This window comes from Rhodovastum atsumiense (assembly GCF_937425535.1).
Taxonomy (GTDB): Bacteria; Pseudomonadota; Alphaproteobacteria; order Acetobacterales; family Acetobacteraceae; genus Rhodovastum; species Rhodovastum atsumiense.
The window spans coordinates 28,766-51,433 of the sequence record NZ_OW485606.1; the positions used below are offsets into that span (position 1 = coordinate 28,766).

39 protein-coding genes and 1 pseudogene are annotated in these 22,668 nt (G+C 65.9%); 16 read left to right on the plus strand and 24 right to left on the minus strand.

The window, feature by feature from the left end:
- Positions 1–1,200, plus strand: a complete 1,200-nt coding sequence (locus NBY65_RS32480; protein WP_150041430.1) for a hypothetical protein — start codon at positions 1–3, stop codon at positions 1,198–1,200.
- Between the two features lie 18 nt (positions 1,201–1,218).
- Here NBY65_RS32480 and NBY65_RS32485 read toward each other — a convergent pair whose 3' ends face one another.
- The 16 genes from NBY65_RS32485 to NBY65_RS32560 all read right to left on the minus strand — a co-directional run bounded on the left by NBY65_RS32485 (position 1,219) and on the right by NBY65_RS32560 (position 5,786).
- The gene (locus NBY65_RS32485; protein WP_150041429.1) at positions 1,219–1,473 is read right to left on the minus strand and encodes a hypothetical protein; all 255 of its coding nucleotides are present in this window, start codon (positions 1,471–1,473) and stop codon (positions 1,219–1,221) included.
- Positions 1,466–1,741: a hypothetical protein gene (locus NBY65_RS32490; protein WP_250266052.1), complete on the minus strand. Its 276-nt coding sequence runs from the start codon at positions 1,739–1,741 to the stop codon at positions 1,466–1,468. The genes NBY65_RS32485 and NBY65_RS32490 overlap by 8 nt, the downstream gene beginning before the upstream one ends.
- Complete coding sequence (locus NBY65_RS32495; protein ID WP_150041427.1) at positions 1,738–1,956, minus strand: hypothetical protein; 219 nt, start codon at positions 1,954–1,956, stop codon at positions 1,738–1,740. The genes NBY65_RS32490 and NBY65_RS32495 overlap by 4 nt, the downstream gene beginning before the upstream one ends.
- Before the next feature lie 237 nt (positions 1,957–2,193).
- Positions 2,194–2,418: a hypothetical protein gene (locus tag NBY65_RS32500; protein WP_150041426.1), complete on the minus strand. Its 225-nt coding sequence runs from the start codon at positions 2,416–2,418 to the stop codon at positions 2,194–2,196.
- 166 nt (positions 2,419–2,584) lie between these two features.
- A complete protein-coding gene (locus tag NBY65_RS32505) occupies positions 2,585–2,770 on the minus strand; it encodes a hypothetical protein (protein ID WP_150041425.1) in 186 nt (61 codons plus the stop codon).
- On the minus strand, positions 2,767–2,997 hold the full coding sequence (locus tag NBY65_RS32510) for a hypothetical protein (protein ID WP_150041424.1): 231 nt from the start codon (positions 2,995–2,997) through the stop codon (positions 2,767–2,769). Before NBY65_RS32510 ends, NBY65_RS32505 begins: the two co-directional genes overlap by 4 nt.
- Positions 2,994–3,221 (minus strand): hypothetical protein, encoded by a 228-nt coding sequence (locus NBY65_RS32515; protein ID WP_150041423.1) that lies wholly within the window; start codon positions 3,219–3,221, stop codon positions 2,994–2,996. The genes NBY65_RS32510 and NBY65_RS32515 overlap by 4 nt, the downstream gene beginning before the upstream one ends.
- 285 nt (positions 3,222–3,506) lie before the next feature.
- A complete protein-coding gene (locus NBY65_RS32520) occupies positions 3,507–3,692 on the minus strand; it encodes a hypothetical protein (protein ID WP_150041422.1) in 186 nt (61 codons plus the stop codon).
- Positions 3,689–3,913 carry a hypothetical protein gene (locus tag NBY65_RS32525; protein ID WP_150041421.1) on the minus strand — a complete coding sequence of 75 codons (225 nt, stop codon included), beginning with the start codon at positions 3,911–3,913 and terminating at the stop codon, positions 3,689–3,691. The genes NBY65_RS32520 and NBY65_RS32525 overlap by 4 nt, the downstream gene beginning before the upstream one ends.
- Positions 3,900–4,199 (minus strand): hypothetical protein, encoded by a 300-nt coding sequence (locus NBY65_RS32530; protein ID WP_150041420.1) that lies wholly within the window; start codon positions 4,197–4,199, stop codon positions 3,900–3,902. The genes NBY65_RS32525 and NBY65_RS32530 overlap by 14 nt, the downstream gene beginning before the upstream one ends.
- Positions 4,189–4,404, minus strand: coding sequence for a hypothetical protein (locus NBY65_RS32535; protein WP_150041419.1), 216 nt, complete (start codon positions 4,402–4,404; stop codon positions 4,189–4,191). Before NBY65_RS32535 ends, NBY65_RS32530 begins: the two co-directional genes overlap by 11 nt.
- The gene (locus NBY65_RS32540; protein WP_150041418.1) at positions 4,401–4,619 is read right to left on the minus strand and encodes a hypothetical protein; all 219 of its coding nucleotides are present in this window, start codon (positions 4,617–4,619) and stop codon (positions 4,401–4,403) included. Before NBY65_RS32540 ends, NBY65_RS32535 begins: the two co-directional genes overlap by 4 nt.
- Positions 4,612–4,785, minus strand: a complete 174-nt coding sequence (locus NBY65_RS32545; protein ID WP_162530589.1) for a hypothetical protein — start codon at positions 4,783–4,785, stop codon at positions 4,612–4,614. Before NBY65_RS32545 ends, NBY65_RS32540 begins: the two co-directional genes overlap by 8 nt.
- A gap of 186 nt (positions 4,786–4,971) precedes the next feature.
- On the minus strand, positions 4,972–5,268 hold the full coding sequence (locus NBY65_RS32550) for a hypothetical protein (RefSeq protein WP_150041417.1): 297 nt from the start codon (positions 5,266–5,268) through the stop codon (positions 4,972–4,974).
- Complete coding sequence (locus NBY65_RS32555) at positions 5,261–5,641, minus strand: hypothetical protein (protein WP_150041416.1); 381 nt, start codon at positions 5,639–5,641, stop codon at positions 5,261–5,263. Before NBY65_RS32555 ends, NBY65_RS32550 begins: the two co-directional genes overlap by 8 nt.
- The gene (locus NBY65_RS32560) at positions 5,634–5,786 is read right to left on the minus strand and encodes a hypothetical protein (protein WP_162530588.1); all 153 of its coding nucleotides are present in this window, start codon (positions 5,784–5,786) and stop codon (positions 5,634–5,636) included. Before NBY65_RS32560 ends, NBY65_RS32555 begins: the two co-directional genes overlap by 8 nt.
- Positions 5,787–6,175: 389 nt before the next feature.
- Between NBY65_RS32560 and NBY65_RS32565 the strand changes: the two genes are divergently transcribed.
- From NBY65_RS32565 to NBY65_RS32605, 9 genes are all read left to right on the plus strand, one after another.
- Positions 6,176–6,355, plus strand: a complete 180-nt coding sequence (locus NBY65_RS32565; RefSeq protein ID WP_150041415.1) for a hypothetical protein — start codon at positions 6,176–6,178, stop codon at positions 6,353–6,355.
- Between the two features lie 95 nt (positions 6,356–6,450).
- On the plus strand, positions 6,451–6,654 hold the full coding sequence (locus tag NBY65_RS32570) for a hypothetical protein (protein ID WP_150041414.1): 204 nt from the start codon (positions 6,451–6,453) through the stop codon (positions 6,652–6,654).
- On the plus strand, positions 6,655–6,903 hold the full coding sequence (locus NBY65_RS32575; protein ID WP_150041413.1) for a hypothetical protein: 249 nt from the start codon (positions 6,655–6,657) through the stop codon (positions 6,901–6,903).
- Positions 6,900–7,148 (plus strand): hypothetical protein, encoded by a 249-nt coding sequence (locus NBY65_RS32580; protein ID WP_150041412.1) that lies wholly within the window; start codon positions 6,900–6,902, stop codon positions 7,146–7,148. The genes NBY65_RS32575 and NBY65_RS32580 overlap by 4 nt, the downstream gene beginning before the upstream one ends.
- Before the next feature lie 65 nt (positions 7,149–7,213).
- Positions 7,214–7,465 (plus strand): hypothetical protein, encoded by a 252-nt coding sequence (locus tag NBY65_RS32585; RefSeq protein ID WP_150041411.1) that lies wholly within the window; start codon positions 7,214–7,216, stop codon positions 7,463–7,465.
- Entirely contained in the window at positions 7,462–7,740 is a 279-nt protein-coding gene (locus NBY65_RS32590; RefSeq protein WP_150041410.1) for a hypothetical protein, read from the plus strand. The genes NBY65_RS32585 and NBY65_RS32590 overlap by 4 nt, the downstream gene beginning before the upstream one ends.
- 16 nt (positions 7,741–7,756) lie before the next feature.
- On the plus strand, positions 7,757–8,173 hold the full coding sequence (locus tag NBY65_RS32595; RefSeq protein ID WP_150041409.1) for a VVA0879 family protein: 417 nt from the start codon (positions 7,757–7,759) through the stop codon (positions 8,171–8,173).
- A complete protein-coding gene (locus NBY65_RS32600; protein WP_150041408.1) occupies positions 8,170–8,400 on the plus strand; it encodes a hypothetical protein in 231 nt (76 codons plus the stop codon). Before NBY65_RS32595 ends, NBY65_RS32600 begins: the two co-directional genes overlap by 4 nt.
- Positions 8,397–8,603, plus strand: coding sequence for a hypothetical protein (locus tag NBY65_RS32605; RefSeq protein WP_239002820.1), 207 nt, complete (start codon positions 8,397–8,399; stop codon positions 8,601–8,603). Before NBY65_RS32600 ends, NBY65_RS32605 begins: the two co-directional genes overlap by 4 nt.
- 22 nt (positions 8,604–8,625) lie before the next feature.
- Here NBY65_RS32605 and NBY65_RS33985 read toward each other — a convergent pair.
- Positions 8,626–8,760: pseudogene (locus tag NBY65_RS33985) on the minus strand (DUF1289 domain-containing protein); the annotation flags it as partial.
- A gap of 106 nt (positions 8,761–8,866) precedes the next feature.
- Between NBY65_RS33985 and NBY65_RS32615 the strand changes: the two are divergent.
- Entirely contained in the window at positions 8,867–9,286 is a 420-nt protein-coding gene (locus NBY65_RS32615) for a hypothetical protein (protein WP_150041406.1), read from the plus strand.
- A 227-nt stretch (positions 9,287–9,513) separates the two neighbouring features.
- On the opposite strand, the gene NBY65_RS32620 is transcribed toward NBY65_RS32615, so the two are convergent.
- Together NBY65_RS32620 and NBY65_RS32625 are read right to left on the minus strand one after the other, a co-directional pair.
- On the minus strand, positions 9,514–9,873 hold the full coding sequence (locus NBY65_RS32620; RefSeq protein WP_150041405.1) for a DUF968 domain-containing protein: 360 nt from the start codon (positions 9,871–9,873) through the stop codon (positions 9,514–9,516).
- Between the two features lie 15 nt (positions 9,874–9,888).
- Entirely contained in the window at positions 9,889–10,035 is a 147-nt protein-coding gene (locus NBY65_RS32625; protein ID WP_162530587.1) for a hypothetical protein, read from the minus strand.
- A gap of 194 nt (positions 10,036–10,229) precedes the next feature.
- On the opposite strand from NBY65_RS32625, the gene NBY65_RS32630 reads away from it, so the two are divergent.
- Positions 10,230–11,321 carry a family 16 glycosylhydrolase gene (locus NBY65_RS32630; RefSeq protein WP_239002821.1) on the plus strand — a complete coding sequence of 364 codons (1,092 nt, stop codon included), beginning with the start codon at positions 10,230–10,232 and terminating at the stop codon, positions 11,319–11,321.
- Here the strand turns inward: NBY65_RS32630 and NBY65_RS32635 are convergent.
- Complete coding sequence (locus tag NBY65_RS32635) at positions 11,318–15,913, minus strand: helicase-related protein (RefSeq protein WP_250266054.1); 4,596 nt, start codon at positions 15,911–15,913, stop codon at positions 11,318–11,320. The genes NBY65_RS32630 and NBY65_RS32635 overlap by 4 nt on opposite strands.
- A 167-nt stretch (positions 15,914–16,080) precedes the next feature.
- Here NBY65_RS32635 and NBY65_RS32640 point away from each other — a divergent pair, with 167 nt between their 5' ends.
- The 3 genes from NBY65_RS32640 (at position 16,081) to NBY65_RS32650 (ending at position 18,632) form a co-directional block, all read left to right on the plus strand.
- Positions 16,081–17,142 (plus strand): RNA-guided endonuclease InsQ/TnpB family protein, encoded by a 1,062-nt coding sequence (locus NBY65_RS32640; protein WP_203330512.1) that lies wholly within the window; start codon positions 16,081–16,083, stop codon positions 17,140–17,142.
- Positions 17,143–17,818: 676 nt separating this feature from the next.
- Entirely contained in the window at positions 17,819–18,238 is a 420-nt protein-coding gene (locus tag NBY65_RS32645) for a type II toxin-antitoxin system HicB family antitoxin (protein ID WP_150041401.1), read from the plus strand.
- A gap of 247 nt (positions 18,239–18,485) precedes the next feature.
- Positions 18,486–18,632, plus strand: coding sequence for a hypothetical protein (locus tag NBY65_RS32650; RefSeq protein ID WP_162530585.1), 147 nt, complete (start codon positions 18,486–18,488; stop codon positions 18,630–18,632).
- 28 nt (positions 18,633–18,660) lie between these two features.
- Here NBY65_RS32650 and NBY65_RS32655 read toward each other — a convergent pair whose 3' ends face one another.
- From NBY65_RS32655 to NBY65_RS32670, 4 genes are all read right to left on the minus strand, one after another.
- The gene (locus NBY65_RS32655; RefSeq protein WP_150041400.1) at positions 18,661–19,248 is read right to left on the minus strand and encodes a response regulator transcription factor; all 588 of its coding nucleotides are present in this window, start codon (positions 19,246–19,248) and stop codon (positions 18,661–18,663) included.
- A gap of 141 nt (positions 19,249–19,389) precedes the next feature.
- A complete protein-coding gene (locus tag NBY65_RS32660) occupies positions 19,390–19,584 on the minus strand; it encodes a hypothetical protein (protein ID WP_150041399.1) in 195 nt (64 codons plus the stop codon).
- A 222-nt stretch (positions 19,585–19,806) separates the two neighbouring features.
- Entirely contained in the window at positions 19,807–20,031 is a 225-nt protein-coding gene (locus NBY65_RS32665) for a hypothetical protein (protein ID WP_150041398.1), read from the minus strand.
- Positions 20,032–20,581: 550 nt separating this feature from the next.
- Positions 20,582–20,884: a hypothetical protein gene (locus NBY65_RS32670; protein WP_150041397.1), complete on the minus strand. Its 303-nt coding sequence runs from the start codon at positions 20,882–20,884 to the stop codon at positions 20,582–20,584.
- 276 nt (positions 20,885–21,160) lie between these two features.
- Between NBY65_RS32670 and NBY65_RS32675 the strand changes: the two genes are divergently transcribed.
- Positions 21,161–22,066: an EAL domain-containing protein gene (locus tag NBY65_RS32675; RefSeq protein ID WP_203330511.1), complete on the plus strand. Its 906-nt coding sequence runs from the start codon at positions 21,161–21,163 to the stop codon at positions 22,064–22,066.
- The last annotated feature ends 602 nt before the right edge of the window (positions 22,067–22,668 follow it).

Below are 22,668 nucleotides of genomic sequence, written 5' to 3' on the forward strand. Positions count from 1 at the left end.
GTGGCGCTTCTCATCGACTTCGGCGACGTTCCCGCCGCCCATTGCGATGACTGCATCGAGGAGCTTTTCAAAAGCCTCGCATCCGACCCGCACGGCGACGCCGAGCGGTCGATGTGGGCGCCGCACCCGAATCCGCTCCTGGCCGGGCATGTCGAGGAAGTCACGCGCCGGTTCCAGCGCGTGCTGGAAGCCCTGCAAGACGCCTTCGCCCGCGCCCTGACCGGCGCGCCGATCGGCACGCTCGCCAAGGCGGAGCCGTGGGAGCGGTGGGACGCGACGCAGTTCAACGCCGCCCGGCTGCACCTCGAAGCGATCGAGCCGGCGCACTACTCGCTGGACGATTGGTTGATGTTGGTCGATTGGCTCGTGCAACGCTACCTGCCGGATGGCGTGGTGTCGGACATGGCCCAATACCTCACCTTCCGCGCCCAGCTCGCCGGCAAGGTGCAGGCCGAGATGGAGCGCCGCGGGGAGCACTGGCCAGCCCCCGACCTGTCCAGCCTCGCGGAGCTGATCCCGCACGAGTTCGGGGAGCTGCCCGCCCGCGCCCTCTCGCCGGTCGAGCAGGCCGTCTTGCGCATCGCCAAGGCCCAGGCTGGCATCCACATCACGGATGTCACGGAGAACGCCCGGGCCGGGATGAAACGCCTTGTGGTCGAGCACACGCAGGCGATGCTGCTGGGGCACAAGGAGGGCACCACCGAACGCCTCCGGCAACGCCTGTTCGACACGTTCGGCAACCTGAACCGTGACTTCCGCCGCATCGCCATTACGGAGACGGGGGAGTGCTGCAACACCGGCTTCGTCGCCGCCCTCAAGCCCGGCCAGCGCGTGCGCCGCGTCGAGGCATACCGCGGGGCCTGCGACTTCTGCCGCAGCATCAACGGCAAGGTGTTCACCGTGGTCGCGCCGGACCACGAGCCGAAGGACGGCGACAAGGAAGTCTGGATCGGAAAGACCAACGTTGGTCGGAGCGCATCGCCGCGGAAGCGCGTCGGTGGCGAGCTGGTGGACCGCGAGCCGGAGGAGATGTGGTGGGTAGCATGCGGGACGCAGCACCCCCATTGCCGCGGCTCCTGGGCCTATGTCGGTGAAGTCAGGCCCGGCGAGGATGCCGAGTTCGGCGCGTGGCTCGATGATCTGTTGGCGAAGCACAAGCGGCCCGCAGCTCGCGAGGCTGACGCGGGGCAGGCCCCGTAAGGCCGGCCCCGGGCCGGATCAGCGCCGCCTCTCGTTCAGCCCCGTCAGCACGATCAGGGGCGGCTCCGTCACATGCGGGCGCAGGCTGTTCGCCGCGGCCCAATGCTCGCTGCGGACCTCGCGCTCGTCCTGCCAGCGGCCCCACTGGATGACGTAGCCGGATGCGCGCAAGGCGACTTCGATGTCGGCCATGACCCGCACCCGGCCGCTACCGGCCTCCCCGGATACCAAGACGGTCACGCGCGGCGGCAACTCCGGCCGGGGATCACTCATTGCCCGCTCTCCAAAATTTCGGGCGCTCGTTCTGCTCGGCCAGAATGACCACCGGGAGCTGCGCCGGGGCCGGGCGGGGACAATTCGCTTCCGTCCAGTGCTCCTTATGAACCTCGCGCTGGTCCTGCCAGCGCGACCACTGCACCTCGTAGCCGCACGCGCGCAGCGCGACCTCGATATTGGCCAGCACCCTGGACTTCCCGGTGCCTGCGGTCCCCGAGACGGTGACGGTCACGCGCGGGTGCGGCGGTTGGGTCTGGCCGGTCATGCCGCGGTTCTCCGGCGAGGAACCGGCTGCACCGGCAGGCCGAGCGCCGCGCGCAGCTCGTTCCATTCATCCCACGTCATGTGAACCACGGCCGCGCCGTCGCCGGTTCGGCCGGGATAGACTTCGTCCACCCAGGCCAGGGCGCGCACGAGGCGATCCGGATCCGCGACGTTGATGCGGTTCGGCCGGTATGCGGCCCGCGGGGAATCTCTCATAGCCCGGCTTCCAGTTCCTCGACGGCCCTTATCAGCAGCATGGCGTCCAGCCTGTGCTGCTCTCGCTCGGCGAGATCGCCGATCGCTCCCGCGACTTCCATTCCCATGTGATGCTCCATCGCGCGGTGCCGCAGTGCTGCGATCAAATCCCGCCCGGTAAGGGCCTGCCTTACCTGTTCCGGATCTGACATTGCCAGCACTTCGTGCAGCCGGCTCCCGCTGGGCGATCTTGGACGATTAGGCATCCGGCACCACGATCGTTTGCCAATCGGCGTTGGCTGCTGCCTCCTGGCCGCGCTGCCACTCGCGCCACGCCTCGCTGTCCACGGGGTGTGGGTTCGCATCGCCGCTTTTCGTGGCGGCAGCGCAGAAGCCGGAGAACCACGGCGAGGAGCTGATCTCGACCAGCACCATTTCGTCGTCCTCCGCCTGCTGCTCGGCCGGATCGGTTGGCGTGCTCATCTTGAAAACCCCTCAAGTTTCCACGACAGCCACAGATCCTCTTCGCACCCAGGGCACAGCTCGATGCCCTCCGGATCCACATACCAGCCGGGGGTGCCTACCGGCGCCATGTCGTGGCACTGCTCGCAGACGAGGTTGCGCTTCTCGGCTCTTGGCCTCTGATTTCTCATCGCGGCACCACCACAATTTCAAAGCCTTCCCAGCGCAACGCTTCGACAATCCTCTCCGCAAGCCGTCGCGATTGCTGGCTCGGGCCGCCGATGTAGACGAACGGAAAGTCGATGCAGGACGCGATGATATGAATTTCGTCAGGTAGGGATTCGGGGAGTCTCGCTTGCTTGGGATCCGTCATCGCAGCGCCTTCCTGGTGCGCGCCTCCCAATCGGCGAGGTCGCGGTCATACTGATCCATGACCCACAGGTGCGGCGTGAGGCAGCGCGCATGGTCGGGCGTCTGGTTGCCGAGACTCCGTCCCTCGGCGGCGAGCGTCAGCTCGTCCAGCCTGCGCGCGCGCACGCACAGATTCAGGCCTTCGGCCAGCAGCTCGCGCAATGCATTCTCTGTTGGCTGCTCGGTCATGGCACTGATCCCCTGACGATGGTTGCCCGCCACCCCTTGCGGCGGAAGTAGTTGCTCAATTCGGTCCGGTGCCGGCCGATGGTCCAGGCTAGAATGGGCGCCGCGATGATCGCTCGCTGGTCGAGGCGGTCGATGATCAGGCCGGCGCAGAAATGCGTGGCGTCCACCCTGACCAGCACGTTGCCGCTATCGGCCTCTGCATTCGTCCCGAGCGGCGTCGGCATGGCGTCCCCCGCAGTATCCAGCTTCAGGCCCGCGCCTCATGGTGCAGTTCAGCGCCCAGACGGGCAGGCTTGCCCCGTGAATGAATCCGGCTTTCGCCCCGGTGCTGCCGCGCGCATGGCAACCGCTTGGCGCTCCGATCCGCCGGCCGCGCCATCCCGGCTTTCACCATCGTCTGGTACGCGCCGAGCAAGATGGCGTCCTCCAACGTTGGAGGCACACCGGCCATCCTGCGTCCCACCGCGGCGCAGGCCCGGTCCCACAGCCCCGGCTCGCCTGTGCGCTGGTCAGGCATGGCCCAGGGCCTCCGCCACGGCATCGTACGCCGCCTGCGCCTCGGCGGCGCCGTCTTGGTCCGACGCGGCGGCCAGATGCCACCCGTTCCGACGCATGGCGGCGTAGGCGACTTCCAGCGCGGCGCGGTAGCCATCCGCCAGGGCGATCGCCGTCTGGGCAAACTGGCGCTCGATCATGTCCGGTCCCCCGCCTGGATGATGATGTCGCTCGACGCGCCGTCGCGCCACGATGCCAGCATCTTTTCCCGGCGCCCCTGCTCCATGGCATGGAGCGACAGCCTGACTTCACCACCGGCCTGCTTCACCAAGCACCAGATCACGGCGTAGGCGTCCGCCAGATCGCGCTCTAGCCGCTCGACCTCGACGCGCAGGTTGTCTACGGCCCTAAGCGCCAACATTGGCTGCCTCCATGGCCTTGAGATCGGCGAGCACGGCTCGCCACTCCCGTTCGTCCTGCGCGTCGCCGAGCGTCGCCCGCGCCCGCCTGCCTTCCGCCCGGTCCGCGTCGATGTCTGCGACCTCGCTCTCAAGGTCGCGGATGATGACGCGCCGCACCCACGGCGACTTGGCTCCCCATTTGCGCGCCCAGCGCGCGCCGTCGCTGACGACGTAGCTGCGCCTGCCGATGGTGTAGCGGATGGCGCAGAGGGCCATAGTTTCCTTGTCGTGCGGATCATCGCTCATCCGGCCGCCTCACCGTCATGGGGGTGATGTCCAGCATGGTCATGCTGCCCTGCTGGTAGACGGTCGGTACCACGCCCTTTTCTGCCGCGTATAGAGTTCCGTTGGGCATTTCCCAGGCGTCGTACGTCGCCGTGTCCAGCTCCGGCCGGCGCAGCCAGCCGTGCGCCGTCGCGGGGCGCTGGATGATGGGCGGGATCTTGCTCATCGTGGGAATCCTCTCGATGAAAGGGCTGCATCCAGCAGCTCGCGCACCGCGGCCGTTTCGGACGGCAGGTCTTGCCGCAACTGGTGGCCAAGCACCCCGGCGACCGTGGCGCTCGGCAGGTTGTAGACTCGCCGCTCTGTGCTCTGGCGCCGGGCCTCCTTCTTCGCGGCCCGGGCCTCGCGGATGGCCCGGCGCAGCTCGGGCAGATCAGCCATCCAGCACCTCCACCTTCTGCCCCGCCGCCGTCGCCGCGATGCAGAACCTGAAGAACCGCCAAAGGCTCATGAACTCCATGCGCCCGTCCGGCGCCGTCACCAGCACTTCGCCCCCACTGCCGGGGCGGGCGGTAAAGACCTGCTCCGTCGTGTCTGGATCACTCATAGCGCACTGCCTGTATGTGTGTGCCGCCGAGGCCGGTTTCGACGCGCCTTTCGTCAACGTCCTGCGCCCGCTCTAATTCGGCCTCGCGCGCGCTGATCCGCCGTGGCCGGCGCCACGGCGGACGGCTGACACAGGCAGGCACATAGCCCTCGTTTGGGTCCAGCTCGGTGGTCGTCTGTGGAGTGGTCATCCATTCAGCGCCTCCCGCGCCACCTTCTGGGGCCACTCGCCCTCGTCGTAATCCGAATAAGCGATGCGTTGGAGTGCCGCGCGCATCCGCTCGATCTCGGCCGCTCCATTATCGAGCGCGCGCACGATGTCGGACGCCAGCAGGTGGCCGATGCCGATACCGGGGCCGGTGACAGCAGCCTCCACGCTGCCGGATCGCTCGCGGCAGGAATCCACCCGGCAGCGCATCCGCCCGGCGAGGATCGCCAGCTCATCCGCGGAGATGGGCCGGGTCGCCTGCGGAGCGTCAGGCATCGCTGCCACCAAGGACAGCGTCCAGGGTGCGCCGGTGCAGATCGCGCTCGCACTGCCGCAAGCCGCGCTCGAAGCATTTGCCGTCCCCCCCGCAGAAATCGGCGCAGATCGTGGCCTCAAGGCGCCAGCGCCAATGCATCGCCAGCGCCCGCGGCAGGACGACGTTGTCGCTCGGCACGCACCCCTCCCAGCCCGGCATCGGGGTTGCCTTGCCCTCGATCTCCGCGGCTGCCGCCCGGCAGAGCATCGCCGGGCCGTTGGGCGCATCCCCGTCCGGCGGGAGCCCGGCGGCGCGCAGGCTTGCCGTCGTGCGCGCCTCGTAGCGGTCCGCGAAGCGCCGCAGCGCACCCGGCAGGTCGGCGAAGTCAGCCATTCTGGGAGCCCTCCCTGCGCAGGAGCGCCGCCCGGTGCTGCCGGGCCTTGATCCCGGCCTCGGTCGTGATCGACCCGTACGGCTCTCCCTGGCCGCACAGGTATCGGCTCTCGTCGGAGGCGTAGAGCGCCAGCACTTTCTGCATCCGCTCCCACTCGGCCGCTACGTGCGGCCAGCCAATGCGCCGCAGTGCGGCCGGAACGGTGTCAATGTCCCCTGGCTCGACTGCGCGGGCGCCTATCCTGGGCATCGTTACTCCTCCCTCTCGCCTGCCCGCGCCGCGTCCTCGCCGGCGGTCGGCTTCTGATCGTTCAGATAACATTTCTCCAAAGCCCATGCGGTCAGGATAGAATCGACCACACACGATAAAGTGCGTTTGTTGTCATCTGCCGCTTTTGTGAGTACATTTACAGTATCTGGCAAGACTCTTGCGGCTATCTGTACTTTCTTTGGCATGCCATAATGTCCGTTTTCACCGTTGATATCTTATGACATTGAGATTTATGCTGTCAAGAAATAGAGCATGGGGCGACAATGACTTACAGAATAGAGGCCGGCACCGCTCTCCCCGCATACAATATTGACCGCAGCGAGGCCGACGCGTGCCGCGAGTTCCGGCAGCTTGTCAGCGCGCTCCGCCGCGCCGGCCACAGCGTCCTCGTGGCCCTGCGCGATAACTCTGGCTTCGCCATCGCCGCCGAATGGACCGACTGACCGCGGGGCCGGGGCTCCGGCCCTGGCTCCCCCAACCCCGCCCGACCGCGGAGGCGCAGATGCCGCCAAGGAAAGAGCAGCCAGGAACGGCCGCAGTGCAGATCAGGCTTATGGGGGACGACGAAACGGCGGTGCGCGCCGCCGCCGCGGTGCTGGCCGAGCATGTGCCGGGGTTCGGCGTGACCGGCGAGGCTCCGCTGCGTCGCGCCCCCGGCCTGCGCATATACGGCGCCATCGTCTTGGAACTCGAACGGCCGAACGACGAGCGGCCGTGGCGGCGCGCTCGCAAGATTCCCTGAATGCAAGGTGAAGCGATGGAAAAGGTGCCAGTAAAGTGGGTGATTGATTACGATGCCCTTGGCCTGTCGGATGTCGCCGGCGTGCCGTTGGTGGCTTACGTCGGCGGCATCCGATTGTGGGCAGACGAGGCTTTCTGGTCCGCGACAGACGAGCGCGGGCTCGGTGAAGAAATCGCCTGGGGCAACGGCGGCATGATCGCGGCCGAGGCGTGGCTGCAATCGCAACACTCGACAAGGATCCTGCAATGAGCATTCCCGCGGGTTTCGGCGAGGTCGCCGTGAGCGACCTGCAAATCGCGGTCGGCAAACTGCCCAACGGCCGGGTGCCGGTGGACTTCCGCGCTGTGCTGGGCGTCGAGGAAATCTGCGAACGCCTCCCGGAGCGACTAGGAACCAAGGGGTGGATCGTCGCCTGCGAGGGGCTGTTCTTCTGGCTCCGCAGGGTGCGGCTTGTCGAAGGCGGGGGCCGCATCTTCGTGGCCTCCACGACATGACGCGGAACCCCTCGCCGGGGCGCGCGGTTTCAGCCGCGGTTTCGCGGATTGCCGCAGATTTCCGCATGTTACCGCAGATTTCAGCGGATTTCCGCGGCGGGCATAGAGCGGGCGGCATGCGCGAGCACAAGAAAGGCCCCTGGCGCCTCGAACGATGCGCGATGTGCCAGGGGGACGGCGAGGATCCGGCAGGGCCGCTGTGCTTCGACCCGTGGAAGGAATACGACGAGGAGCTGGCCGCGCTCTACAACCGGCCCGGCTCTTGCCCAGACTGCGCCGGAACTGGTCAGGTTTGGCGGAAGAAAGAAAGCAAATGACGGCAAACGCACAGCAGCAGATCGGGCGCCTCGCCCTCCGTGTCGAAGGCGAGTTCTGGAACGCCTACTATGCGAGGCCAAACACGATGGACGGGGCCATCCTGCTCGGCTCGATCCGGATGGCAATCGTGACCGCCAGCCAAGCGCGCAAGCTCGCCTTCACGGAAATCATGAAGGGCGCCGTCGCGGCGCACATCGAAGAAATCTCCGGCGTGCGGCCGACGTGGCGCGATCCGATGCCGGGGCCGGAGAGCGAGCGATCAGGGCACGCGTAGGGAGGGTGAGGCCAGCATGCCCGAACAGATGACCGTCGAAGTGTTCCTCGCCCGCCTGAAGGCGCAAGGCGTGTCCAACTCCAACCACTTCGCATTGGTGTGCCCGATGTGCGGCACGCCCCAGAGCATAGCGTCGCTGGTGCGAGCTGGCGCCACGCCGGAGTGGGCGGAGGACATGATCGGCTTCGCGTGCGAGGGGCGGCTGACGGATGCCGGCCCCTGGCCCAGCAGCAGCGACAGGAGCACGAAGGCCCGCGCGCGCCGGCGGATCCGCGGCTGCGACTGGACGCTCGGGGGGCTATTCAAGATCCACGAGCTGGAAGTGCTGACGCCGGATGGCAAAGAGCATCCCCGCTTCCGCATCGCCACGCCGAGGCAGGCGCGGGCGCTCGAACGCGATTCCGGGGCGCCAGCCCAGGCGGCGGCCGAATGAGCGACGCGGGCGAGGAGCTGAACGAGATCGCGACGGAGCTTGAGCATCTTGCGCTGCGCCTGCCGCACGCGCTGGCGACGCTGGTGCTCTCAGTGGCGGCAGCCCGGATCGCCAGCGAAGCGCCGGACCACGCGCGCGCCGCCGCCGTCCGGAATTTCCACCGCGGCTGGCGCAGCGCCCGTGCCGAATATGCCGAGCGCGCCGCTGCCGAGGTGGAGGGACAATGAGCGGGGAACAGGATCAGGCAGCCGCAGAGCGCAGCGCCAGCATCGTCCGTGGCGATGCGCCGGCTACGCCGGAGGCCGCGGCGGAAACCCGGCCGGCCTATGTGATGGAGATCCTTGGGCCTGACGGCGCGGTAGCCCGGCGCTGGCAGTGCTGGCTTGAGCTGCCGCAGGAGAGCTATAGCATTCGCCTCCGGCCGCTCTGACCGCGCCCGCCCGCGCCGCCGCCGCATCGGCAATCTCGCGGCGGCGCGGCTCGCTGGCAGCCGACCACTCTGCGATCTCGCCCAAGGTCCGCCCGCAGCTCAGGCAATGCCCGGCTGGGCCGAGCCCGCAACCCCTCGTGCATGATGGGGCCACCACACGATTTCCAACGCCTTGCTCCCGGCACGTCCGGGAATCTTTCTTGCTTGCTTGAATTCAATTTCGCGTCTAACATCTTTCGATGACGTAACCGAGGAAATTGATGATGGCAACAATTCAGATTGATTTCGACGTCGAGAAGGCGCTATTCGCCCTCCGCGAAACCGAGGAAATGACATTCAATGACGTGCTCCGGAAAAAATTGGGGCTGCCACCCAAACAGCAGCCGATAGATCCAAAACCTCTCCTGCCTTGGAATTATGATAAAATCAGTCTGCCGCACGGAACGGAACTGAGGCTTAATCATCAGGGGCGTGAACATCGTGCGGAGATTGTCGATGGCCTTTGGATACTTAATGGTAAACCGCAGAATAGCCCAACTGCAGCCGCCAGAACTATTATCGACACGAAGGCAGCTTTGAACGGCTGGTGGAAATGGGAGGCGAAGCGACCGGGGGATGTTGAATGGGAATGGCTGGGCAATCTGCGTAAGGAAGCAGAACAGATGAAGGCGATTGCCCCCTAAAGCGAGAGTTCGGCTAATTACTAACGGCCTCCTGCCTTCATTGGCTCCGGCGTGCTGGCTTTTCGAGGACAGAGCGTCGGATGTCAGCCAGACAACGCCAATGCAGAACGAAGATTTGGACGGTGCTTGGAGCAATCCTGGGCCTGAGCAAACCGGGCCGCGCCGGGTTAGCGGGCAGTTTTGTACAAATCGTGTGGTGACCCCTGCATGGGCTTGACGTGCTGCTGTCAGGCATTGAAGCGCACCCGCCCCGCGGCCACGCTGGCGGCCCACAGGCGGGCGGCCAGGGCGATGGCGTCCACGCCGATGCTCTCCCACCATGCCCGCTCGTCTCCGCGGTGGTGGACGCCAGTCCGGCCAAGATGGTGTTCGACGCAGAGGGGAACAGTCGCGGCATCCGATGCCTTCAGCCCCCGGGCCTTGGGCTCCGCATGCGTGAGGTGATGCACGGTGATGTCGCAGGACCGGCACCACGGCACTGCGCACGGCAGCGAAGCGACATAGGCCAGATGGGGGCAGGACCGGACGCGACGCTGGCGCGGCGCGCGCCGGCGGCTGCGTGTCTTGGCGAGGGGAAAGCATTCCATCCCCTCACGGTCACGTCACGACTCCATATCGTCCGCCGGGTGCCTGCTCTCTCGCCACCAAGGCAGCGGTCGCAGGCCAATGCGCCTGCACAGGTCGAGATAGGCCAGGATCAGGACTTTCTCGTCGGCGTCCGGTGCGTCGGGCGGCGGCTCGTCAGGCATTTTCATAATCCACAAGATAGAGAAAGCGATTCAGCATTCACGAGCAGTCGTGACGTGAACATGCGTCCATCAAAACAAATGGTGGCGGCATGTTCGAGACGTTCTCGACTGGCGTGGGGCAGCTCAACCACACCTGGGGAACCATAGACTCGTCGGTGCCTGGGCAGATCACGCTCCGGGGCGATTCCGGAGTGATGGAATGGCCCCTCGGTCGCTCGACGGGCCACGGCTACGGCACCTACACGGTCACGGCGAAGATCACGAGCAACGGGGAACCGGGCGCGGCGATCGTCCTGTGGCCAGCGGATGACGTGTGGCCGGGCGGCGAGCTGGATATGGCAGAGACGGCCGCGGACGGCTCCTCGCGCCTCTACGGCACAGTGCATTGGCGCAAGGACGACGGCGGCAACGGGTTCCAATCCACGTTCTACGATGGGATCGACCCGAACGCGGTCCACACGTTCGTCCTGACCTGGGCGCCCGGACGCGTCAGCTATTCGGTCGATGGAAAGGACATGGGCAGCGTCACCACCCGCATCGGGGCGGATGCCGCGAACGGCGGAGTGAACGTCACCATCGGGGCGCTCAACAACAACCCGAACACCAGCATCACGCTTTACGATGTGAGCTACACGCCGCTTGCCTCGGTCCCTGCCCCACCTCCAACGCCTCCCCCGGCGACGGGCGGCATCGTGCCGGATGCCACCGGCACGGCGCGCGGCACGGCCGGCGCCGACGTGTTCGTGGCCACTGGCAAGCTGACGCTCATCAACGGGTTCGACCCGGCCCGGGACGTGCTCGCCGTGCCGGTCAACCCGACCACGGTGCGCGCCTATGCCGATTGGGACTTCGCCTCGCCCGAAGGGGCGTCGTGGGGGATGCGCGTGACCTGGGACGGCGGATCGGCGTTCCTGCGCTGGGGCAGCCGCTTCGACCCGGCCAAGAACGCCGTGCGGGCCGGCACCGCGCCGCCGCCGGCGCCTGTCCCTGCCCCAGCTCCTGGCCGCATCACACCGGACGCGACGGGGACTGCCCGCGGCACGGCCGGCGCCGATGTGTTCGCGACGCTGCCCCGTGCCGTGACGCTCATCAACGGCTTCGACACCTCGAAGGACATGCTCGCCTTGCCTCCTGGCGTGGCCTCGTCGGCGGCCCGCATCTTCGCCGATTGGGACCGCAGCTCGCCGGAGGGCGCAGCCTGGGGAGTGCGCGTCGCCTGGGGTGATGGCTCGGCCTTCCTGCGCTGGGGGTATGGGCTCGACGCTCGCAGCCTGATCTCCGGCTAAAACAGCGAGTGCTGCTCCTCCGGCTCCGGCGCCGGAGGGGCTTCTTCGTCCGGCGTGGCCTCGAACAGCGGCGCCGCTTCCTCCTGCTTCCCTGCCCGCGCCCGGTTTAGAAATCCGGCGATTCCCCGATCGTCCAATCCTTCCAGGGGATCGGACATGATCGCCCGCAGCTCGTATTTGTCCGCCAGCCGCTTGCGGGCCTTCTCCTCCTCCGGATGGTCGGCGATCAGGTCCAGCAGCTCGATATCGTTCTTCTGGCCGATGCGGTTGATCCGGCCCTGCCGCTGGTTATGGACCATCGCTGTCTGCGGCGTGTCGAACTGCGCCAGCCATTGCCCGCGTTGCAGATTCGCCCCGACCGCGCCGGCGTCCGAACAGATGATGATGTCCGCCTTGCCGCTCTGGAAAGCCTGCTTCTTGGCGTCCTTCTCCTTGCTGGTGTCCGTGCCGGTCAGGGTGACAACCCGGTGCCCCTCGCGTGTCAGGCGTTCCGCGATCTCCTTCACGCGGGCGAGGCTGTGAGCGAACACCACGCCCGGCTTCCCTGCCCGCTCCCGCGCCAGCTCGGACAGCTTGTCCACCTTGGCGCTTCCGTCGATCGCGTGCCGGGCCGCAGTGGCGCGCAGGATGCCGATGGACTGATTCAGCTCCCGCGCCACGTCCTCGTGCTGGGCCTCGGGCACGTCCTCGAACGCCCCGGGCGCCAGGGTCCGGAGCGCGGGCAGATCCACCTCGCCCTTCATGCGGGCGATGCGCGCCGCCGCCGCGGCCTTGTCGATCGCGGCGAGCTGCGCCCGGTCGCGCTCGCCCAGCGCCACCTTCACGTCCTGCTTCCGGACCTGCACCTCCGGCTTGATGTGCCCGGCGTAGAGGTGCCGGGCCAGCTCCCGGCGAAGCTCCTCGCGCGCCGCCGGCGTGTTCGCACCGTAGCGCCGCATGAAGGCATCCCGATCTGAGTAGCGAGCGCGGTCCATCTTCGCGAGCACGTCGAACGCCTCGGAAGCGTCGTTCTTCACGCTATCCGCGGTGAGATTTACGTAATAGCTTCGAGAGTCTGAGATACCGTCTATGACGTTTGCCATCCGCGAGTTTTCTTTGCCCTCGCGGTTCAAGAGCTGGTGCCCCTCGTCCACGGCCAGATAGTCGTGGTCGATGCCCTCGGCGGCCAGCAGGTCGCGCATGTAGGCGGCACGCCCCTCCGGCGTCATGCCGTCCAGCTTCTCGGCAACGATGTCCGGCGTGCTGCCTTCGCGCGCGGCCGCGAGGTGCAGCATGTCATCCCTGAAGGCGGCGTGCGTGACCACGTTGAAGTCGATGCTCGGGTCTTTGTAGGCTGCGATGCGCTCCTCCCGGCTCGCACCCGGCTCCGCGTGCCAGCGGTAGCGCCCCGGCTCAAGCACGTTCAGGGCCTCGCCGTGGAACTGCCCCTGGGCGATCGAGGGGACGATGAACAGGCCCCGCTTGGCCTTCCCCTTCGCCTTGAGGTGCGTAAAAGCCGATAGCGCGATACTCGTCTTGCCTGACCCAACCCCTAGTCCAAGAGCCACTCTTTTCGAGTGCTCGATCAGCTTCACCGCCCGCTGCCGGCCGACGAATTTCCCGCTCATGTCGGGCCGCCACAGGTTCACCGGCGCGGTGCCGGGGCGGAAGTTCGCGCCGATCCGCCCCATCATGCGCTGCAACTGCTGCTCGGCCTGATGCCCGATCGTCAGCCGCTCGCCCTGGCGCAGCTCCGGCAGGAGCGGCCCGGCCTCGCCCTCCTCCGCCTTCGGCGCCGGCTCCTCGAACCCGAACAGGCCCATCTGGCTCTGCGCGATGGCTGCCTGGGCCTCGCGCTCCCGCAGGATCTTCCCCTTCACGTCGTCCGACGCGAATTTGCCCCCGACGCGCGCCTGCATGGCGCCGGCGAGCTTCTTCCGCTCGGTTTCCCGGCGCTCGCGCTCCTCCGGATTGAGGGCGCCCAGGTGGTCGATGTCCCCGCGGATGGTGGTCTTGCCCACCTTCACGGCCTCGGCCGGGCGGAGCCGATTCAGCTCCTCGGCGAAGCGCCCGACCACCTTCGACCGGACCACGTCCTGCATGGCGGCATAGCCGGCCGCCGGACTGCCCATGACCGCGAGGTATTTCCCCCAGGTCATGGTGTCGCGGTTCAGCTCCTCGGCGAGCCCGTCGCGCTCGGCCTTCCATTCGCGCCAGAGCGGGTTCTCGCCCCGCCCGAACATGTCCTCAACCTCGCGCTCCGGCTCGTTGGTGCCCAGCTCGGCAAGCCGCTGCTGCTTGGCCTGCGCCTCCGGCCCGGCCGACTTGGCGAACTCGGCAGCGAACACGCCGCGGAGCATGCCCTGCTCCTGCGGCGTCAGGTCCCCCACCGGCTTGAATGCCGCCACGCCTTCGGGGTGCGCCGCCAGCGCCCGGTGCAGCGCATCGGCCGCGGCATCGTCCTCGGCGAACTTCTGCCGGTGCAGGGGCGGCAGCTTCCCGCCCAGCCCCCGCGAGGTGTAGTCGTCCGCCAGCTCCGCGAAGCGGTCCGCGTGGGCCTCGGCCCGGATCTGCTTGCCCTCGGCATCCTTCGACGGGGCCACCTCCTCGACCGCGCGGAAATAGGCGTCACGGTCGCCGGCGCGCTGGATCGTCTCCTCGTTCAGCAGGCCGGCGAGGATGTCGGCCGGCGTGTCCCCGTCCGCCGCCCTGGCGCCGATGTAGTCGCGCACCGCTTGCCGCACGTCCGCCGGCTTGTCGGGGAATGGCTGCGCGAGGCTGGGGGCCACGCCCGGCTTCATGTCGTCACGCCCCAGGTCCAGGCGCTTCGCCACGCCCTCCGGCAACCATCCATCCTCGTCCCTGCGCCCCTCGATGATGTCCAGCGCGCCCCGGGTGCGCGCGAGGTCGGACCGGCTGACCGGCTTCGCCAGCCGATCCATGCCGGCCGCCTCGACCGTCAGCATGGTCGAGGCCCCCACGCGCTCGATCCGGTACTCGCCCCGCTGCAACCCGATCGCGCGCGCCTGGGCGATCGCCTGCTCGGGCGCCAGCTTGCCCATGCTGACCGTCAGGCTGGCCTCCGGCTTCTTCCGGCCCAGGGCCGCCACCAGCGCGGCGTTCGCCTCCATCTCGCCCAGGGCCACGCCCAAGACCTGCTGGGCTTTCCCGACGTATTCCCGCCGGCGGGCGTTCAGCTCCTGGGCGGCCATCAGGTCATGCCCGGTGCTCGCGGCGCCCAGCTCGATCTCCTGGGCCATCTCGTGCCACGTCCGCGCGTCCCGCAGCGCCCCATCGGTCGCCTGCACCCGCATGTAGTGGTCGATGTGGTACCGCTCCATTGCCCCCCGCAGCTCGTCCATCTCCTGCGGGGAGAGGTCGGCTTGCAGCCGCCGGGCCAGGACGCGCGCGGCGCCGTCCGTGCCCAGCACATCCACCGTTGACCGATCGAGGAGGGCCGAACCGCCGGCGGCGAGCGCCAGGGCGTTGATGCTGTTGAAGGCGCCGGCGGCAATGTGCCCGCCGACGCTCTCCCGCTCCCCGATCATCTTCCCGACTTCCGACACGAAAGCCCGGGTCCGGACCGTCTTCAGGTCGTTTTCGAGGTCTTTCAGGGCCTCGTCATCGCTCGCCTGCCGCGTCTCGATGACGAAGGCCCGCGGCTCGACCGTGGTGCGGGCGACGTCGATCTGCTTGTTCGCGTCCCGGGCGGCGCGCTCGGCCTGCTGCAACGCCTTCCGCGCCTTGACCATGGCGAGGGCGGCGCGATCGTCCACGACGCGCTTCGGGTCCACCTGGGGAAGCGGATCGCGGACCGTCGCCAGCTCGCCGGCGATCTTCTGCGCCGTCACCTTGCGCTCTGCCGCGGCCGCCTGCCGCTCCGGATCCTGCGGCTTGGTGGCCTCGGCCTCCTGCCGCTTTTCCTCCGCGGTCAGGCCCGCCGCGGCGGCGCGCTTGCCGTATTCCGGGTCGAAGCCCAGGCCCCGGCCGTTCGGCGGCGCCACCGGCGCCAAGTCCTCCGCCGTGATCTCGTCCGGCTTCGAGCTGGTGAGCTTGACTTCGCCCAGGCCCGCAGCGCCCCGCGCCTCGGCGTCGGCGACAAGGCGCTGCTGCTGCATGTCCACAGCTTCGCGCGCCCGCTTCATCAGGCCGTTGGCGTGCCGCTGCTGCGCCCGCCGCAGGGCCGCGTCGCTGAGGTTCTGGTATTTCTCGGCCGGGAACCGGGTGTCCCAGCCCATGGCCTGCGCGACCGTCTCCACGAATTTCGCCCGGTGGTCGCCCAGGCTGGCCTGCAATACCTCCCGCGCCCGCTTCTTGCTGTCAGCGAGGCCGTCTCGCCGATCGCGCTCCTGCTGCCGCTTCCTGGCGTCGCGGTGCAGCTCCGCGCGCTTTGCCGCCTCCTGCTTGTATTCGGCCTCGTCGCGCACAGCGGTCAGGCGCAGATGGTTCAACGCCCCGCCGGCGCCCCCAACCACCCTTGCGGAGCCGTCGCTCTCCTGCCGGATCAGCACGGGCTGGCCGGGCGCGTCCGGCCCGTGGCTGTGGACCGTTATCCAGCGTTCGCCGGGCTGTAACGCCTTCAAAAAAAGGACAATTGGGGCTCGTGCGGTCATGCCCCCATGCTGGCGTCACGACGCCGGGCCGGGCCTGATTCTCACCATGGCTTGCGCGAGATGCCGCCGGCTTTAGCCGGCGGAGGGATAGCGCAGCCGGCGAAGTCGGCTATGCGGTGTTGACTTTGCATTGAGCGATTCCTATATAGATTTTTATGAAGCTGACGATGCAGGTGAAGCTGTTGCCTACCGCCGAACAGGCGGCGTCTCTGTTGAAGACGATGGAGCAGTTCAATGCTGCCTGCGACACGCTTGCTGCCATTGCCTTCAGCAACAAATGTGCCAACAAGGTTGAGCTTCAGAAGATCGCCTACCACGGTATCCGCGCTGACTTTGGTCTGTCCGCGCAGATGACCGTTCGCGCCATCGCCAAGGTGGTCGAGGTCTACAAGCGAGACAAATCCATCCAACCGTCGTTCCGGCCGCACGGCGCCATTGTCTATGACGAGCGCATCCTGTCGTGGAAAGGATCGGACCGGGTTTCGGTCCTGACGGTGGATGGGCGCGAGATCATGCCGTGGGTGGCCGGCGCCTACCAGCACGCCCGGCTTGATCGAGTGCGCGGGCAGGCAGACCTGATCTACCGCGACGGGCAGTTCTTCCTCTATGTGACCATCGACGTTGGCGATGTGCCGCCGGGCGACCCGACCGAATACCTCGGCGTCGATCTCGGCCGGAAGAACATCGCCGCCGACAACGATGGGGAGACGTTCAGCGGCGCGCACATCGCCAATCTGCGCAACCGACATGCACGCCTCCGCCGCAAGCTTCAGAAGAAGGGAACCAAGTCGGCCAAGCGCCTGCTGAAGCGGCGCCGGGCCAAGGAGTCGCGGTTTGCCCGCGACGTGAACCACCGGATCAGCAAAGCCATCGTGCGGAAGGCCAAAGACACCGGACGCGGCATTGCCCTGGAAGACCTCAAGGGCATCCGCGCGCGGACAACGGTCAGACGGTCCCAGCGCCGCGCGCACCACAGTTGGAGCTTCCACCAACTCCGGGCCTTCCTGACCTACAAGGCCGCGATGGAAGGCGTGCCACTTGTCTGCGTAGATCCGCGCAACACGAGCCGTGAGTGCCCGTGCTGCGGGATGATAGACAAGCGCAACCGCCCAGATCGCGACACCTTCCGGTGCATCCAATGCGGGCACGCTGGCCCCGCCGACACCACAGCCGCCGTGAACATCTCGCGGCGGGGCAGCCGTCATGCTGCCGAACGTAGGGCCGCGTAGCCTCATCTTGGGCACCTACAAGCTCGGGCCTTCAGGCCCGAGTTCATGACGACGCCGGATCGGACGCCCGATTCATCGCGATTCGTCACGCTGTCGATGGCGGTGCCATCGAGGCAATTTCGGACCATTGCTCGCGCCACGCCAGGACCATAGCGCGCATGGCAAATTGCTATGCATTCCAATGCTTTGTAGGCAAATCAGAAGCAACGCAGGACCAAAGCGGAACCGAAGCCAGGACCGAAGAAGGACCGAAGAGGGACCGAAGAGGGACCAACTACAAAAGAAGAAAAGAAGGGAAGAAAGAAAGAAGGGAGAGGAGGTGGGACGCGCGCGCGTGCGAGCTGAACTTCACGGCTCGATGACGATGGGGCAGAGGCCGCGGCCTTCGCTGCCACGGCGGCCGTCCTGGCGGCCCAGGAAGGCCCCAGGAAGCGCCCGTGCCCGGTTTCCGCGTTCCGCGCCCGATACCGGCCTCTGCGCCTTCCAGAACGGCCGCACGGCCTATGTCGTCGCGCCTCCTCGCCCGAAGGGAACGACACGTCGCCGTCGAGCTGCGCCAGCGCGGGCGAGGCGGCGCCGTTCGAGCCGATGCGGATGGGGCATGGTGGCGGGAGTTGAGCGTTCGGACAAATTTGTCCGATACTGAGCCGGCAAAGCTGATCCGGAGGACGGGCCGATGCGCTTCGCCTATCCAGCGACACTGGAATCCGATGACGGCAGCATTGCCGTCTCGTTCGATCGCCTGCCGGGCTCGACCTGGGGCGCGACTGAGGGCGAGGCCCTGACCCGGGCGGAAGACTTGCTGGTCACGGCGTTGAGCACGTTCGTTGAGGCGGGCAAGCCGATCCCCGCCCCGCCTGCTGCCAAGGGGCGTCCTGTCGTCGGTGTGCCGTCCTTGGTCGCTGCCAAGCTGGCGCTGCACGGCGCGATGCTCGCCGCCGGCATCTCCAACGTCGAGCTGGGGCACCAGATCGGCCTGGACGAAAGGGCCGTGCGACGGCTGCGCGACCCACTGCACCGCAGCCACATCGGCAGCGTGGAAACCGCGCTGCGGGCGCTGGGAAGGCGCCTCGAAGTGCAGGCGTTCCCGGCATGACCGGCAGCAGCATCGCCTGGAATCGCGCTCGACCGTCCTATCCAGGCCCGGGCTTTCTGTCGTGATTTCGGCAACTTGCCGGCGATTGTGGCCGGGAGTCCTATTACGCGATAAGAACAGTTATCGCGTCTAATCAGCTCAGACGACCCTAGCGCTGGCTGCACAACCTATTGATAAATATGATGACCGTGTCCTAGTGACCACTTTTTACACGTATGTTCAACTTACCCCAGCTCTGCCCATCGCCGTGATCGCGGAAATCCAGGGATCCAACACCACCTTGCTGTTCGACATTGCCGCCGAGCTGGCGGCCCGGTCGATCCCGACGCCAAGCGGCCGGGGTGGGTGGCACGCGGCAACGGTGCAGCGGATCCTGGCGCGGCTGGTCGGGTGACCGGCGCCGGATTCTGCCAGCGCTTTCGTCAGGAGGAGCGGAATGAGCGAGGAAGCGTTATGCCTAGGCGGCGCAATTCCTCTTCATGTTCGTGCCGTTGTCTCTCAGCCCTAGCCTCTCGGATGCGTTGGTAGCGTTCTCTGGTGGCTGCGCTCAGCAGGCGAAGGCGGATGGCACGCTCCCGCTCGGCAGCAGCATCCAACCGAACGCGTTCGGAATGCTCCCGATTGGCCGCCGCTTCCAATTGCAGGCGCCTGGACCGCTCAATCTCGAGCTCAAGGCATTCGAGCAATTCACGAATGAGGAACGGCTTGCAGAGTGGCAGCGAGTCCCCGAATGCAAACCACTCCACCTTGCGGTAATCGGCAGTCGTGAACACGGCCGGAATGGACAGGTCGGCGGCGCGCTGCGCCATGCCGAGGGCATGCTCGCGCGGAAAGCTGAGATCGATGACAGCGCAATCGACGCGGGGCACGCGCTCCAGGCCGGCAAAGCCGGAGGCAATGTCATGCGCTTCAATGATTTCGCGGATACCAGCATATTTCAGAGCAGTGCAGAGCGCAGATGCGACGGCTGGGTTGGGTTCGATGATCAGCGCAGTCGCTGTATCAAGCATTTCCGACTCCAGTATTCTATTTTTGGTTAATTTCCTATGTCGATACTTATGGATTTAAGGTTGATAATGTACAAATGTAGGAAGAATCTTTAACAGATTCTTTAACATTGTTAATCGTTATTTTCTGTAATTCTGTCCGGGTTATTCCGGACAAATGTCCGGGTTATTCCGGACAAACAGGTCGCCCCGCGTGCCGGTGCCCAGGCTGGCAGCCTGGTCCTCCAGCGCCGTCAGCGGGTCCGGCGGTGCCAGGGAAACGACGGTGGCCACCCAGCTCTGCCCCATCGGCGTGATCGCGGGGATCCAGGGATCCGACACCACCTCGCTCGCTGACATCGCCGTCGCCTTGAGCGGCAGGGAGCGGCTGGCATGCCACCAGTGCAGCGGGCACTGGCGTCGCTGGTCACGCTGGACGTCGCCGAGTAGGCGGCCGGCGCGGGCGAGGGTGCGAACCGCGCCGGCCGCGCTGCCGGAACCCTGACGTCCGTCCTGCGAAGGGACTCCGGACAGCTCCGCTCCTACGCTTGGTCGCAGGCCTCGTTCCGGGACCGCGGGCAATTATTTGCCGGATCGATCCTTTCCACGTCGCGCCCGGGTTGCTTTCGCGGATGGCGGAAGTGCCCGGAGCGACCAGATCGCGATGGCGCGGGCGCAGCACAGCGCGATCTCCATGTCGGAAATATCGGGGAACAGCCGCTGGATCTCAACGGCGGCGGCCAACTCGCCGGACTGCTCAAAGGCTTCCCGGATGGCGGCAGCTTCGGCTTCGGCTCCCATGAACATGCTTGGCAGCATGGCAGGCGCAAGTTGAACATACGTGTAAAAAGATGTCACAAGGCTAGCGTCACCGGTAGCTATCGAGTCAACTGCGTGAGACAGGCGAGCGCGCGGGGATGGTTTAGTAGCCCGGCTCGCAGCCGCCCGCCCAGGTTGGGCAAGACGGGCATTCCCGCGCCGTGTCTTCGTAGTCTTGAGCCAATTTAAGCAGCAAATTTCGAGTCCCTGCGTCCCTGGCACCATTAGCAAGGGACCGAAAACGGTCGGCTTCCTGAGACAAAAAGGAAGGGTTCGACATACTTGCGGCTGAGTGCATCGTGTACTACTTATATTTTGTTATTTTTCTTCCCTGATCTGCAAATCATGAGCACGCTAATAAAGGGATTTCTATCAAGAGATACGCGAGATGACGACAAACCCCCGTGTCTATTGCCGTGCTTTCGATCAATCCGATGAGCTTGAAGCTTCCGCCCAAGGTGTGGGCCGGGTGCGGTCCACCTTGGCTGCGGCGCGATCCGGGGGCAGTGTTGTCTGCCTCGGCCGCAGCCTCAGGGGATCATGGAGGCAGGATCGGCAGATGGCCTGGGCATTTGACGCTATTTAGCCACATCAGCATAGCTGCAACCGATTTTCGGCGGTCAGCATGTATGCTCCGATAAATTTTCTTAAAAACACGACAATGAACGTAATATCTCCATGCACCAAGCCCGTATTGATCGACTAATCCACAAGGGTCAAAGCCAGTAATACTATACTCTGCCTCCATTCCAGAGATATATTTGTATTCAGCATTTGGGCACGTGCTGGCGAGATCGTAAGCACTGTCTGGAGTGTTATTTACGGCACGGGCGGCGTTCATTTCGAATAATCTCCAATTTCCAGATGTAAGTTATTATACGTATATAATAGCATATGTAAATAAATCGCCACCCCTTACCGCACGGCCGCGGGATCGCGGTGTTATCGCGTCTGACAGGGGCGCAACCAATCCGTCGATTCCAGGTGCAGGCTGTGAACCGTGCAATCCTGCCCGCTCTATGGCGCGCCCCCTCGCCATTGAAAAGGCTTCGAGGCGGGCACTTGCACGTGTTATGCAGGCAATCGATTCTATCTTAGGTTGTAAACGAGGCCGACCATGACGGACGAACGGTGGGACTGTGGGCGGTGTCGCGACGAGGTGCTGCTGTTCCCCTTCACAATGGCTTTCCAGCCCATCGTCGATCTTGCAGAGATGCGCATCGATGGGCACGAGGCTCTGGTGCGCGGCCCCTCCGGCGAGAGCGCGGGATCGATCCTGGCGCAAATCGACGACGGGAACCGCTATGCCTTCGATCAAGCCTGCCGCGTCAAGGCGATCGAGATGGCGGCCCGGCTCGGCCTTGATGGTCGGCTCAACATCAACTTCTTGCCCAACGCCGTCTACGAGCCGCGCGCCTGCATCCGCCGCACCCTCGCCGCCGCCGCCGCGAACGGCTTCTCGCTCGGACGCCTGACTTTCGAGTTTACGGAAAACGAGAGCATCGCCGATGCTGCGCACACGCGCGCCATCCTCGAAGAGTACCACCGCCACGGCTTCAAGGTCGCACTCGACGATTTCGGGACCGGGTATTCCGGTCTCGCCCGCCTCGTCGAGCTGAAGCCCGACATCATCAAGCTCGACCGTCAGCTCATCGTGGATTGCGACCAGGACCGCACGCGGTTCGGCATCGTCGCCAGCCTCGTCACGCTCACCAGCCAACTCGGGGTCAAGCTCGTTGTCGAGGGTGTCGAGCGGATTGGCGAGGTCGAGGCGCTGCGGGAGGCGGGTGTGCGTTACATGCAGGGCTTCTTCTTCGCGCACCCGGCCTTCGAGGCCGTCGTCGCGTCCGAGGCGATCTCCTGGCCTGTGCCCGCGTGCCTACCGCCGGCGCCCGCGTCGAGACCGCTGTCCGGACCGCCGCGTGGGGCAGAATGCTCGCCAATCCGTTCGGCCACGCTTCTGCCTAATCCAGTTCCTCGGCTGGGGCTACGACGAGATCGCCGAACCGGGGTGACGCCATAGGGGCAGGTTATCAGGCCAGATCTCGGTGCCGCCATAGAACGGGCAGAAAAGCACGCTTCGTGGCGCGGATCGGGAACGAAGCAGAGGTTGGAAGGCTGGGAAGTCGATCGGAGGGGCGCGTCAGACCGGAGAAAAGCCGTCAGCGGGCTTCTGTGCGGCTGCCAGGACGTAGAGCGTCTGACTAGGGAGCGACGCCCATCAACGATGGCCGCCTGACCGCCTTCGTCACGGAATCCCAAATTCCCAGCACCTTTATCAAGCTCAGAAGCCAGCTGAGGAAAGGATGTAATCAGGTAAAAATAAGATCTGAAATATATAAGGCTCTTATCGGGTTCCGGGGTGGTGAGCCAGAGTCGGAATGCGACTGCTTATCTTGGCTCGAATTGCCTTAATAAATCAGTAACTTGGCGAGCGTACCCATGGCGGAGCAGCAAGGCTGACGGCTATCGGCGACCCATCACCCCGAAACCCGATAAGAGCCATATATAAAAGCAATTTTGTATCATTAAAAGTTGTATAACATTCAGAGTATATCTATCTATGCGGGAATTCTGTCATCACTCGCATCCGGACATGCTGTCCAGATCCTCTCCCCGTGCAAT